The 13,653-nt window shown below is 74.0% G+C and carries 7 protein-coding genes and 1 pseudogene; 4 read left to right on the top strand and 4 right to left on the bottom strand.

The genetic code is table 11. The features are described 5' to 3' along the window. Position 1 precedes the first annotated feature (1 nt). From treS to AC07GB_RS01135, 4 genes and pseudogenes are all read right to left on the bottom strand, one after another. Positions 2–1,738 (bottom strand): maltose alpha-D-glucosyltransferase, encoded by a 1,737-nt coding sequence (treS, locus tag AC07GB_RS01150; RefSeq protein WP_478841124.1) that lies wholly within the window; start codon positions 1,736–1,738, stop codon positions 2–4. Between the two features lies 1 nt (position 1,739). Beyond that, positions 1,740–3,778: pseudogene (locus tag AC07GB_RS01145) on the bottom strand (alpha-1,4-glucan--maltose-1-phosphate maltosyltransferase); the annotation flags it as partial. Positions 3,779–4,057: 279 nt separating this feature from the next. Continuing rightward, the gene (locus AC07GB_RS01140; RefSeq protein ID WP_478841123.1) at positions 4,058–5,227 is read right to left on the bottom strand and encodes a S8 family peptidase; all 1,170 of its coding nucleotides are present in this window, start codon (positions 5,225–5,227) and stop codon (positions 4,058–4,060) included. 309 nt (positions 5,228–5,536) lie between these two features. Further along, positions 5,537–6,733 carry a S8 family peptidase gene (locus AC07GB_RS01135; protein WP_478841122.1) on the bottom strand — a complete coding sequence of 399 codons (1,197 nt, stop codon included), beginning with the start codon at positions 6,731–6,733 and terminating at the stop codon, positions 5,537–5,539. Positions 6,734–7,128: 395 nt separating this feature from the next. Between AC07GB_RS01135 and AC07GB_RS01130 the strand changes: the two genes are divergently transcribed. From AC07GB_RS01130 to AC07GB_RS01115, 4 genes are all read left to right on the top strand, one after another. Next, the gene (locus tag AC07GB_RS01130; RefSeq protein ID WP_478841121.1) at positions 7,129–7,587 is read left to right on the top strand and encodes a nuclear transport factor 2 family protein; all 459 of its coding nucleotides are present in this window, start codon (positions 7,129–7,131) and stop codon (positions 7,585–7,587) included. Between the two features lie 336 nt (positions 7,588–7,923). Then, positions 7,924–8,433, top strand: a complete 510-nt coding sequence (locus AC07GB_RS01125; protein ID WP_478841120.1) for a hemerythrin domain-containing protein — start codon at positions 7,924–7,926, stop codon at positions 8,431–8,433. A gap of 89 nt (positions 8,434–8,522) precedes the next feature. Beyond that, entirely contained in the window at positions 8,523–11,213 is a 2,691-nt protein-coding gene (locus AC07GB_RS01120; RefSeq protein WP_478841119.1) for a serine/threonine-protein kinase, read from the top strand. A gap of 45 nt (positions 11,214–11,258) precedes the next feature. Further along, positions 11,259–13,613 (top strand): protein kinase domain-containing protein, encoded by a 2,355-nt coding sequence (locus tag AC07GB_RS01115; protein WP_478841118.1) that lies wholly within the window; start codon positions 11,259–11,261, stop codon positions 13,611–13,613. Positions 13,614–13,653: the final 40 nt, after the last annotated feature.

The following is a 13,653-nucleotide window of genomic DNA, read 5'->3' as shown; positions in this document are numbered from 1 at the left end:
CTTACGCCGGGTCCTCACGCAGCCGGAACCAGTAGAAGCCGTGCCCCGCGAGGGTGAGGAGGTACGGCAGTTCACCGATGGCCGGAAAGCGCACCCCGCCGATCAGCTCGACCGGATGGCGGCCGTTGAAGACCCGCAGATCCAGCTCGGTCGGCTGGGCGAAGCGGGAGAAGTTGTGCACGCACAGCACGAGGTCGTCCGCGCCGTCACCGCCCGCGCCCTCCTCGCCGGTGGACGGCGCCTCCCGCAGGAAGGCGAGAACGGCCGGATTCGACGAGGGCAGTTCGGTGTAGGAGCCGAGGCCGAACGCCGGGTTCTGCTTGCGGATCTCGATCATCCGGCGGGTCCAGTGCAGGAGCGAGGACGGCGAGGACATGGACGCCTCGACGTTCGTGACCTGGTAGCCGTAGACCGGATCCATGATCGTGGGCAGATAGAGGCGGCCCGGGTCGCAGGACGAGAAGCCCGCGTTGCGGTCGGGCGTCCACTGCATGGGGGTGCGCACGGCGTCGCGGTCGCCGAGCCAGATGTTGTCGCCCATGCCGATCTCGTCGCCGTAGTACAGGATCGGTGAGCCGGGCAGGGAGAGCAGCAGGGCGGTGAACAGCTCGATCTGGTTGCGGTCGTTGTCGAGGAGGGGCGCGAGGCGGCGGCGGATGCCGATGTTGGCGCGCATGCGCGGGTCCTTGGCGTACTCCGCGTACATGTAGTCGCGCTCCTCGTCGGTGACCATCTCCAGGGTCAGCTCGTCGTGGTTGCGCAGGAAGATGCCCCACTGACAGCCCGAGGGGATGCGCGGCGTCTTGGCGAGGATCTCCGAGACGGGGTAGCGCGACTCGCGGCGGACGGCCATGAAGATGCGCGGCATCACCGGGAAGTGGAAGGCCATGTGGCACTCGTCGCCGCCGTGCTCGAAGTCGCCGAAGTAGTCCACGACGTCCTCGGGCCACTGGTTGGCCTCGGCGAGGAGGACGGTGTCCGGGTAGTGGGCGTCGATCTCGGCGCGCACCCGCTTGAGCAGCTCGTGGGTGCGGGGGAGGTTCTCGCAGTTGGTGCCCTCCTCCGCGTACAGGTACGGCACCGCGTCGAGCCGGAAGCCGTCGATGCCGAGGTCGAGCCAGAACCTGAGCGCGGAGATGATCTCCTCCTGCACGGCCGGGTTCTCGAAGTTGAGGTCCGGCTGGTGGGAGAAGAAGCGGTGCCAGTAGTACTGCTTGCGCACCGGGTCGAAGGTCCAGTTGGAGGCCTCGGTGTCGACGAAGATGATCCGGGCGTCCTGGTACTGCTTGTCGTCGTCCGCCCAGACGTAGTAGTCGCCGTAGGGGCCCTCGGGGTCGTTGCGCGAGGCCTGGAACCACGGGTGCTGGTCGCTGGTGTGGTTCATCACGAAGTCGATGATCACGCGCATGCCCCGCTGGTGGGCGCAGTCCACGAACTCCACGAAGTCCGCGAGGTCGCCGAACTCGGGCAGGACCGCCGTGTAGTCCGACACGTCGTAACCGCCGTCGCGCAGCGGCGACTTGAAGAACGGTGGCAGCCACAGGCAGTCGACGCCCAGCCACTGGAGGTAGTCGAGTTTGGCGGTGAGGCCCTTGAGGTCCCCGACGCCGTCGCCGTTGCTGTCCTGGAAGGAGCGGACCAGGACCTCGTAGAAGACGGCGCGCTTGAACCACTCCGGGTCGCGGTCCTTCGCGGGGGTGTCCTCGAAGGTGTCCGGGACGGGCTCGTTGACGATCATGTGTGGGTGACCCTCCGATCAGCGGTAGGACGGTCGCAGGACGAGAACGTGCGCGGGCGTGACGCCCGGATCCAGGCGCACGTAGTTGGCCCTGCCCCAGTGGTAGGTCTCACCGGTGAGCTGATCGCACACCGGCACCGACTCGTGCCAGTCGAGGCCGAGCCGTGGCATGTTCAACGAGACCGTGGCTTCCTGGGTGTGGTGGGGGTCGAGGTTCACGACCACCAGAACCGTGTTCGAGCCGCCGGGGTGCCGCACGGTCTTGGAATAGGCGAGCACCGCGTCGTTGTCCGCTTCGTGGAAGTGCAGGTCGCGCAGCTGGCCGAGGGCCGCGTTGGCGCGCCGTGCCGCGTTGAGGCGGGTGATGAGGGGAGCGAGGGTGCGGCCCTCGCGCTCGGCCGCGGCCCAGTCGCGCGGTCGCAGCTCGTACTTCTCCGAGTGCAGGTACTCCTCGCTGCCGGGGCGCAGCGGCGTGTTCTCGTACAGCTCGAAGCCGCTGTACACGCCCCAGGTCGGCGACAGCGTCGCGGCGAGCACCGCGCGCACCGCGAAGGCGGGCGGCCCGCCGTCCTGGAGGTAGGCGTGCAGGATGTCCGGCGTGTTCACGAAGAAGTTGGGCCGCAGGTAGTGCGCGGTCTCGGCTGACAGTTCGGTGAGGTAGTCGGTGAGTTCCCGCTTGTCGTTGCGCCAGGTGAAGTACGTGTACGACTGGTGGAAGCCGATCGCGGCGAGGGTCCGCAGCATCGCGGGCCGTGTGAACGCCTCGGCGAGGAAGAGGACGTCGGGGTCCGTGCGGTGGATGTCGGCGAGGACCTCCTCCCAGAAGGCGACGGGCTTGGTGTGCGGGTTGTCGACGCGGAAGACGCGCACCCCGTGCCCCATCCAGAAGCGCAGCAGGCGGATGGTCTCGGCGGTGATGCCCGCGCGGTCGCGGTCGAAGTGGAGGGGGTAGATGTCCTGGTACTTCTTCGGCGGGTTCTCCGCGTACGCGATGGAGCCGTCGGCGCGGTGGGCGAACCAGTCGGGGTGCTTCTCCACCCACGGGTGGTCGGGGGAGCACTGGAGGGCGAAGTCGAGCGCGACTTCGAGCCCGTGGCGGCCCGCCTCGCGCACGAACGCGTCGAAGTCGTCGAGCGTGCCGAGGTCCGGGTGCACGGCGTCGTGGCCGCCCTCGGGGGAGCCGATCGCCCAGGGCACGCCGACGTCGTGCGGCCCGGCCGACAGGGAGTTGTTCGCGCCCTTGCGGTAGGTGGTGCCGATGGGGTGGACGGGCGGCAGGTAGACGATGTCGAAGCCCATGCCGGCGATCGCCGGGAGCCGCCGCGCGGCCGTGCGGAACGTGCCCGAGACGGGCGGCTGGCCCGGGCGGACCACGGCGCCCTCCGAGCGCGGGAAGAACTCGTACCAGGAGCCGAAGAGGGCGCGCTCGCGGTCCACCCGCAGCGGGAACTCCTCGGTGGAGGTGACCAGTTCGCGCAGCGGATGGGCGGCGAGCACGGCGTCCGCTTCCGGCGTGAGCGCCCCGGCGAGGCGGGCGGAGGGCGCGCGGGAGGTGTCGGTCAGCGCCTGGACGGCGGCCCGCACGGGGGCGCGCAGCTCGGCGGGGACCCCGGCGGCGGCGCGCTCGTAGAGCCGGGAGCCTTCGAGCAGGACCAGGTCGGTGTCGATGCCCGCGGGGATCTTGATCTCCGCGTGGTGCCGCCAGGTCGCCAGGGGGTCGCTCCACGCCTGCACGGCGAAGGTCCAGTCGCCCTGCCCGTCCGGGGTGACGTCGGCGCCCCACCGGTCGGTGCCCGGCGCCAGCTCGCGCATCGGGGTCCAGGGGCCCGCGCGCCCGGCCGGGTCCCGCAGCACCACGTTCGCGGCGACCGCGTCGTGGCCTTCGCGGAAGACGGTGGCGCTGACCTGGAACGTCTCGCCGACGACGGCCTTGGCGGGGCGTCGGCCGCCGAGCACCACGGGCTCGACGGCGAGGATGGGGATCCTTCCGGTGACCGGCACGGATATGAACTCCCTTACATCTTGGCGGGGTTCGGGCATGACCGCTCCTGTTCCGCGTGCGCGTGGGCGGATTCCGGCTGTGGAGGGGTTCCGCGGGTGCGTGTGCACTTCTGGGGCGCCGGGCGCGTGCACGCGCGTACCGGTGGAGCCTTCCCACGCTTCTCGGGTGGGCAATCCGGCGCTTTGTTAACTACTCGCGCGTAACGGCACGCACAAGACCGGCCACCGGCAGCCCTCCCCGGCACGACGAACCCCCGGCAGGCGGGGTGCGCCTGCCGGGGGCGACGGTGCGGCGGTGCCGCGCCGACTACGCGAGGGTCACGACTTGACCTGGAGCAGCCGGTTGGGCGAGCCGGGGCCCACGTTGGTGAGCCGGTTCTTCGCGGTCCGGTTCACGAGCATCCGCATCACCTCGGACGGCGGCGCCGAGCGCTTGTCGGCGAGGTACAGGGCCGCGGCCCCGGCGACGTGCGGTGCCGCCATCGAGGTGCCGGAGAGCGTCGCGGAGGCGTTGTCGTCGGCGATGCCCGCCGACTTGATGCCGACGCCGGGCGCGAACATGTCGACACTCAGGCCGTAGTTTGAGAACGCGGGCCGCGCGTCGCCGCGGTCGGAGGCCGCGACCGTGAGCGCCTCGGCGACGCGCGCGGGCGAGGTGCCGCTCGCGGGCTGCCCCGAGTTCCCGGCCGCGATCGCATACGTCACGCCGGACCTGATGGAGTTGCGCACGGCCTGGTCGAGCTGGGCGTTGGCGGCGCCGCCGAGGCTCATGTTCGCCACGGCGGGCTTGCGCGCGTTCCTGGTCACGAAGTCGATGCCCGCGATGACGCCGGACAGCGTGCCGGAGCCCTGGTTGTTGAGCACGCGCACGCCCACGACCCTGGCCTTCTTGGCGACGCCGTACTTCGCGCCCGCGACGGTCCCGGCCACGTGCGTGCCGTGCCCGTTGCCGTCCTCGGCGATCGGGTCGTTGTCGACGAAGTCGAACCCGGAGCGGGCGCGCCCGCCGAAGTCCCTGTGCGTGGTGCGCACGCCGGTGTCGATGACGTACACGGTGACGCCCGCGCCCGCCGAGTTCGGATAGCGGAACGTCCGGTCGAGCGGCAGCTTGGCCTGGTCGATGCGGTCCTCGCCCCAGGACGGCGGGTTGACCTGGCGCCCGACCGTGTGGAGCGTGATGTCCCGGCTGACCGCGCTGACCGACGGGTCCGCGGCGAGCCGCCGCGCCTCGGCGGCGCTGGCCTTGACCGCGAAGCCGTTCAGGGCCGAGCGGTAGGTGTGGCTGATCTTCACGCCGTACTCGTCCGCGATGTCCCTGCCCTCCGCGGACGCCGCGCGGGTGTCCGCCTTCAGGGTGACGACGTAGCCGTGCTCGGCGGTGTCGGACGCGGCCTGCGACGGCGGCACGGCGACGGCGAGGCCGCCCGCGAGGGCGACGGCCGTGACGGCCGAGATCCGCCGTATCCGGCGCGTGTGTGACGACTGCATGTGCTGGTTCCCTCCCCTTGGACGCGACCTTCCCTCCCCTGGGCAGCGGCCACGTACCGGGCCGCGTCAGGTCGCGTTTCCCAGGAAGAGTGACCTGCCCGGGTGAACCACAACAAGCCTGTACGACAGGAGGGGTGGCGCGATTTGAGCGAAGGGCCGAGCCCTGCCGAAGGCATACACGTGCAACTTGAGCGAAAGCGTGGAGGGGCGGCTGAGAGCCAAGGGGACACTTGGGTGCCGGGTCCGCAGAGTGACGACCTGGGACCCCCGGCGGGGCTGAGGGCTCCCGCCGGGGGCCGCTGGTACGGGCTACTTAACTTGGAGCAGTCGGTTCGGCGAACCGGAACCCACGCCCGACAGCTTGTTCTTGGCCGACCGGTCGGTGATCCACTTGCCGACCTTGGCGGGCTTGGCCGTGCGGTGGTCGGCGAGGTAGAGCGCGGCGACACCGGCGACGTGCGGCGCCGCCATCGACGTGCCGTCGTAGGTCGCCGTGGACGTGTTGCTCCTGTTGGACGCGGACTTGATCGCCACGCCCGGCGCGAACAGGTCCAGGCGCGAGCCGTAGTTGGAGAACGAGGGGCGCCTGTCACGCCGGTCGGACGCCCCGACCGTCAGGGCCTCCTTGACGCGGGCGGGCGAGGAGCGCGTCGCGGACTCGCTCTCGTTGCCCGCCGCCACCGAGTACGTGACGCCGGACGCGATGGACTTGCGCACCGCCGCGTCCAGCGGGGCGAAGGCCGGGGTGCCGATGCTCATGTTGGCGACGGCGGGCTTGCGGGCGTTCCTGGTCACCCAGTCGACGCCCGCGATGATCCCGCCGAGCGTGCCGCCGCCCTCCGAGTCGAGCACGCGCACGGCGACGATCTTGGCCTTCTTGGCCACGCCGTACTTCGTGCCCGCGACCGTTCCCGCCACGTGCGTGCCGTGGCCGTTGGCGTCCTGGGCGACGGCGTCGTTCTGGATGAAGTCCCAGCCGGAGCGGGCGCGCCCGCCGAAGTCCTTGTGCGAGGTGCGCACGCCGGTGTCGATGACGTAGACGGTGACGCCGGAGCCCTTCGACCGCGGCGAGGTGTACGACTTGTCGAGCGGCAGGTTCTTCTGGTCGACGCGGTCCAGGCCCCACGACGGCGGGTTCGGCTGCCGCGCCGCGGCCCGCGCCCCCAGGTCCACCCGGATCTTGCGGTCCGCGACCACGCCGGCGACCGACGGGTCGGCCGCGAGCCGGCGCGCCTCGGTGGCGGTGGCCCGCACGGCGTAGCCGTTGAGGGCGGTGGTGTAGGTGTGCTGGATGCGCGCGTCGTACTTCTCGGCGATGTCCTTGCCCGCGCCGGACATGGACTTCGTGCCCGGCTTCAGCGTCACGATGTACGTGCCGGTGCGGCTCTCGCCCCCGGAGTCCGGTGCGGCGTGCGACGGCGGGGTCACTGCGGCGAGCAGGCCCACCGTGGCGACGGCCGCGACGGCCCCCGCCCGACGCCGGCCTCTGGTGCGTTGCATTTCCATGTACTGCGTTCCCTCCCCTGGAAACGACACCCTGTGCGCGCCGCGCGGTCGCGGGCGCGCTTGGCAGGGTCTCGTGTGCGGGCGAACGGTCACAAGCCGGAAAGTGGGGCGGAATCGGTCATACCGCCCGGCTTTTGGCTGGTTACGGCTCAACCCAAGCTCTGACTTGGAATCATGCTAGTAAATCCGAGGATTGACTTGGATTTTCCGCTTCCCCGATGATCAGTGAGGGCCCAGGGCGGCAACCCGCCCCGCCCTTCACCGGAGTCCGGACACCGGTGGGGGCGGGCGGGTGCCGACCCACCCGTCCGCCCACCGCCCACCGCCCACCGCGAGCCGAGGTGGACGTCCGAAGACCGCCAGCGCGCGCCGCCGCCACCGGCCACCCTCGCCGCATGACCACCACGCCGCACCCCGACGCCCGTACGGACGCCCGTTCCGTGCTGACCGCCATGTACGCCGCCGAGACCCGCTATCTGGCCGCGGGCGGGCCCGGCCGCGCCTCCTTCGCCCCGCTCGCCCCCTACTTCGCGCCCGACGTCGTCCTGCACCAGGCCGACTCCCTGCCGTACGGCGGCACCTGGCGCGGGCACGAGGGCCTAGAGCGGTTCTTCCTCGCGATGGCCGGCACCTGGGCGGAGTTCGACATCGTCCGCCAGGAGTTCCTCGGGGACGCCGCCACCGGCGCGCGGCAGACGGTCGCCGTGCACAGCGAGATCCGCGCCCGCGCCCGGGCCACCGGGCGCTCGCTCGCCTTCCCGCTCCTCCAGAGCGTCACGGTCGAGGAGGGCAGGATCCGCGAGGTGCGGCCGTTCTACTGGGACACGGCGGCGATCGCGGCGGCCTGCCGCTGAGCGAGCGGACGCCTGCCGCCGGGTGCCGCACGGCACACCGGTCCCGCGTTGACAGGGCGCGGGACCGGTGTCTGTAATGGTGCGCGTGCCGCGTGGCTTGGGCCAAAGAGCAGTGGGCGGGCCTTCGACCGGGCGAGCACCTTCACCAAGGGACATGACCTTGCGTTCATCTCGCAGCGCGGCGCCGCGTCGGCTGACGTAGCCGCGCCCGCGTCCCCCGCCCTCCATGGGCCCCGGGGCGCCCGTGCAGCACTCTGCTTCCCCTTTCCTTTCACCGCGTCCGTCGGTCCGTCACGTACGCGCGGACGCGCATCCCTGTCTGGAGATCCCTCCCCCATGCCCACGACCACCGGAACCCCGCGGCCCCGCGAGGTCCGCACCCTCGCCGACAAGCTCCTGGAGGTCCATGACTGGCTGCGCGAGCAGCTCGGTCACCTCCGCGCCGAGGCCGCGGCGCACCTCGCCGCGCGCGCCGCCCACCAGGGCCCGGGCGAACCGCCCGCGCCGTGCCTCGGCCTCCAGATCCGCCGGCGCTGCCTGGAGTTCTGCGACGCGCTCACCTTCCACCACACCGGCGAGGACGAGCACGTCTTCCCCGGCGTCGCCACGCACCACCCCGGCCTGCGCGAACCCCTCGCCCGCCTGGCCGCGGAGCACCGCGAGATCGCCCGCCTCAAGGAGCGCGTCCTCGCCCTGCTCGACGACCTCGCGACCGCCGATGCCGAGGAGTTCCTCGGGGAGTTCGACGCCCTGGCGGGTCTCCTCACCGCCCACCTGGAGCAGGAGGAGGGCTGGCTGGTGCCGGTCCTCGCCGAGGTGCCGTTCCCGCCCGGGCCGCCCTCCTGACTGCCGCCGCCTCGGTGAACCGAGTAATCTGCCGGGGCGTTTCATGAGGTGACGGCGTACACGGGGGGCGGCGCGGGATGATCGGTCGGTTGAGGGACACGTCCCCACGCAGGACGGGCCCGTACGAGACCGTCGCCCGGCTCGGCGCCGGCGGCATGGGCGAGGTCTTCCTCGCCGTGCCGCGAGACGTGCCCGTGCCGCAAGACGTGCCCGGTGTGCCCGGTGCCCCCGGTGTGCCCGGCGCCCCGGACTCGTCCGCCGCCCCCGACGGCTCCCGCGCCCCGTACGACCCGGACGGGCTCGTCGCCGTCAAGGTCGTGCGGCGCGACGTCGCGGACGAGCCCGCCTTCCGGGCCCGCTTCCGGCGCGAGATCGCGGTGGCCCGTTCCGTCACCAGCCCCTGCGTCGCCCGGCTCGTCGACGGGGACGCCGACGCCGAACAGCCCTGGCTCGCCACGGAGTACGTGCCCGGGCCCACCCTCGCCGATGCGGTGCGGCGGCACGGGCCGCTGCCCGTGCCCGCCGTCGCCGCGCTCGGCGCCGCCATGGCCCGGGCCCTCACCGCCGTGCACGCCGCCGGGGCGCTGCACCGCGACCTGAAGCCCGCCAACGTCCTCATCGGCCCCGAGGGGCCCAAGCTCATCGACTTCGGCGTGGCCCGCACGCCCGGCGCCACCACGATGACCGCCACCGGCCTTCTCGTCGGCACCCCCGGCTTCATGTCGCCCGAACACGTCGCGGGCGGCCGGCACGTGGTGGCCGCGTCCGACGTCTTCTGCCTCGCCTCCGTGCTCGTGTACGCGGCCGTGGGGCGCGACCCGTTCGGCGACGGGCCCGTGGCCGCCGTCCTGTACCGGGTCTCGCGCGCCGAGGCCGAACTGGACGCCATACCGGCGGAGTTGCGGGACGTCCTCGCGGCCTGCCTGGTCGTGGACCCGGCCGAGCGGCCCGGCCCCGAGGTGCTCGCCGGGCGTCTCGCGGGCCTCGCCGGAGGGGACGGCTCCGGCTTCGCGTGGCCCGCGCCCGTCCTGGAGGCCATCGGCGAGGTGCGGCAGGACGTCGAGCACCTGTGCGCCGTGGGGCGGCCGCTGCTGCCCCTGCCCGCGCCGCCCGCCGCGCCGCCCGGCGGGGAGCCGACGCCCACGTGGTCGCCCACCGCCCTGAACGCCCCGGCCGCGCCGGGCACTTCGGGTGCCGTCCACGAGGTGCCCACGATGGGCGCCGCCGCGCCCGCGGCGGCCACCGCGCCCGGCGCCTCCCGGCGGCGACGCCGCCGTACCGCGTTCGCCGTCGTCGCCGCCGTCGCGGTGGCCGGCGGCGCCACCGGCGCCCTGCTCGCGCTGCTCGGGCCCGACTCCGGCTCCGGCGGCGCGAAGGGCGGTGCGAAGGGCGGCGCGGAGCGCCCCGGCGGCGCCCCGTCCCGCACCCTCCCTCCCGCCGCGCTGATCGCCGCCGCGGGCGTGGACAAGAACGGCACCGACGACCGCAGCGGCCTCGTCCCGCAGCACGCGGCGCAGCGCCCCAAGGGCTGGAAGCCGTGGCGCGGCTCGTTCTCGCACGCGCCCATGAACTGCGCCGCCGACACCCGGGCCGTCGTCTGCCTGCTCACCAACGGCACGTACGAATCCATCGGCGCGGCCGACGGCAAGCGCCTGTGGACGTCCGACGGCCGCTCGGCGGACGACCGGGCCGGTGGGGCCGGCGGGGGCAGCGGGGCCTCCGGGGGCGAGGCCTACATCAGCCCGTCCGGGAAGCTGTTCATGCCCGGCGACAGCCTGGACCCGGTGGTGCGCGGCGGGACCTCCGTCATCGCCCACGAGGGACGCCTCCAGGTGCGCGACTCCGCGTCCGGCGACGTGCGCTGGTCCGCGCGCCCGCCGGAGGGCAGGTTCTTCACCCGCGCGCTGCTCGGCGACGGCCTGCTCCTCGTCACCGCCGAGGCCAAGCCGTACGGCGACGGCGGCCCCAAGGGCGCGACGCTCCTGGCCTACCCGCTGGGCGGCGGCGAGCCCCGCTGGACCGTGCCGCTCAGCACCGACGAGCTGTCGGGCGCCGAGCAGAACGGCATGTACGGCGCCGAGGTCGCCCGGCACGGCCGCGTCTACGCCTGGGCCAAAGAGGGCCTGGTCGCCCTCGACGCCAGGACCGGCGCACGTCGCGGCAAGGCCTACGACGGCGAGCAGTGCCTCAGCGTGATGGCCGTGGGCGAGCAGATCCTGTGCGCGGCCGTGGTGACCGGCCGCTCCGGCTTCGACGACGCCACCGAGGAGGCCGGGACCCGGGTGACCCGGCTCGACGCCCGCACCCTGAAGGCCGAGGGTGCGTTCGCTTTCAAGGCGCCGGGGGTGCGGCCGGACGGGAAGGTGGCGCCGGACGTCGTCGTCACCGCCGTCGGCCCCGGCGACGCCCTCGCCTACGACACCGAGGCGGCGAAGCTCCTCGTCGCCGAGGCGAAGAAGGGGCGGGTCACCCGCGAGGAGCCGCTGACCGTGGCCGACGACCAGGTCAAGCGGATGATCTCCTCGGCGCCGTTGCTCATCGGCGACCGCGCGCTCCTCGCCGACAACACCACCCTGCGCACGGTGCCGCTCACCGCCTCCGGCGAGGCGCGCGCCCTGCGGGTGCCGGGCGCGCCGGGCGACCGCGAGCCGAAGCAGGGCGACGACCTCGGCGCCGTCGTCGCCGACCACCTGCGTCCGCCGACGGTCCTGCCGCTCGGCGGGGTCGCGACGATCGTGTACGACCAGGGCACGGTCGTCTCCGTCCGCATCCCCTCCTGAACCCCACCGTTCCGCCCGCCACAGGACTGATCCCGAGGAGTCCCCGTGCTCGAACCGCTGACCGGGCCGCCGCGCCACGTCGGCCCGTACCGGCTGCTCGCCCGCGTCGGCGCGGGCGGCATGGGGGAGGTCTTCCTCGCGCGCTCGGGCCCGGGCACGCCGCTCGTCGCCGTGAAGACCGTGCGGTCCGACCTCGACATCGACCACGAGTTCCGGGTCCGCTTCCGCCGGGAGATCGCCGCCGCCCGCGCGGTGTCCGGGCCCGGCACCGCCGCGCTCCTCGACGGCGACGCTGCCGCCGATGTGCCGTGGCTGGCCACGGAGTACGTGGCCGGGCCCGCCCTCGGGCAGGCCGTGCGGCGGTGCGGCCCGCTGCCCGCGGGCACGGTGCGCGCGCTCGGCGCCCGGCTGGCGCACGCCCTCGGCACCGTGCACCTCGCCCAGGTCCTGCACCGCGACCTCAAGCCCGGTAACGTCCTGCTCGCCCCGGACGGGCCGCGGCTCATCGACTTCGGCATCGCGCAGGCCTTCGACGCGACGGCGCTCACCACCGCGGGCATGATCGTGGGCACGCCCGGCTACCTGGCGCCCGAGCAACTCCTGGGCAGCCACGCGGTGGTGCCGGCGTCCGACGTGTTCGCGCTCGGCGCGGTGCTCGCGTACGCGGCGAGCGGGCGCGGCCCCTTCGACGACCAGGAGATCGCCTCCGTCATCTTCCGCGTCACGCAGGGCGACGCCGACCTGTCCGGGGTGCCGGAGGACGACGGCCTGCGGGAGACCGTGGCGGCCTGCCTGGCGCCCGCGCCCGAGGACCGGCCGAGCGCCGCGGAGCTGGCGGGCCGCCTGGAAGGCCCGGCGCCCGCGGTGCCCTGGCCGGCCGGGGTCCTGTCCCTCTTCGCCGAGCACCGCGAGGCCGTGGAGCGCTGTGAACGGGCCGCGGGGGACGCGGAGTTCGCGGCGGCGGACACGGTGACCGGCGGCGCGGCGAATCCGGGCCGGGCCCCCGCCTCTCCGGAGGCCGTACCCGTGGCCGCGCGCCGGCGGTGGCTGTGGATCGCCGGCGCCGCGCTCGCCGTGTCCGCCGTGACGCTCACCGCCGTCCTGCTGCCGGGCGGCGGCGGAGGCGGCGGCGAGGGCGGTGAGGGCGGTGGCCGGGAGGCCGGTGCCTCCGGCGGGGCGGGCGGCTCCGCCGCCCCGGCCGGTCCGCGCGGCGGCGGGAAGCCGCGCCCGCTCGTCGTGTCCGAGTACGGCGACGCGCACCGCACCGGCGACCACGGCCCCGACGCTCTGCGCGCCGCCGCCCGCCCCCGGGGCTGGAAGCCCTGGTCCGTGGCCCGCCCCGAGGGCCTCGACGACCGGGGAGACGGCTGCGTCCTGGCCGGCGCCACGCTGGTGTGCCGCGACGGCAAGGGCGCCGCGGCGGGCTTCGACGCGGCGAGCGGCCGGCACCGGTGGACGACGCGCGGCTTCCCCGGCCGCGCCGGGGAGCTGACCGGGATCCAGGCGGTGCCGCCCGAGGCCGACACCGAGGGCCGTGCCGTCTACGTACCGAGCGAACTCGGCGTCACCAGGGTCGACGTGGCGTCCGGCAAGGAGCGCTGGCGCGCGCCCGCGCCCACGGGCTCGGGCACCCTGGGCGTCGCGTACGCGCAGGACGTCGTGTACGTCGTCGAGTTCCGCCTCGGCGGCTCCGCACCGGGCGACGCGCCGGGCAGCAGCGTCGTACGGGCGCGCGCCGCGTCCGACGGCCGCGAGCTGTGGCGGTCGAAGCCGCTGCCCAAGGCGGCGGGGCCGCTCGTCGTCGACGGCGGCCGGGTGTTCACGGCCCTGGAGAAGGGCGGTGTCGTCCGCCTGGACGCGAGGACCGGCGCCACCGCCCGTACCGCCTCCGTGCCCTGCGACGACCTCATGCTGCGCGCCCGGTCCTCGCTGGTGTGCTGGAGCCGTGGGCACCAGGGCGTGCGCGACCTCGACCCCGCCACCCTGCGCACCCGGCGCGTCCTCGCGCCCGGCGTGCGCCCCTCGGGACCGCGCCCGGTGCTGGGCGCCGGGGGCGTGCTCGTCGTGGCGAGCGACAGCCCCGACCCGGGCGCCGTCATCGAGCACGAGCTGAGCGCCTACGACTGGCGCACCGGCGAGCGCCGCTGGCGCTACGGCGCGCCGAACGACCTGGCCACCCTGGCGCTCGCGGGCGACCGGGTGCTGTCCACGGGCGCCTATGAGATCCGCGGCCTGCGCGTCGACGGGGACGTCGACACCCTGCGTACCAAGGAGATCCCGAAGGCGGGCCCCACCGGGAGCACGGATCCCGTCGCCACGTTCGGGCAGCCGCTCTACGCCGGGGGAGCCGTCTTCACCACGACCGCCGAGGGGAAGGTCGTCTCCGGGCACGCGCCCTGACCTCGGCTTTCGCAGGGGCCACAACTTGCCTATGTGCTGG

The sequence above is a fragment of the Streptomyces sp. NPDC045778 genome (assembly GCF_056431945.1).
Note: the sequence above shows the minus strand (reverse complement) of the source record. Positions and strands in the feature narration are given on the sequence as shown.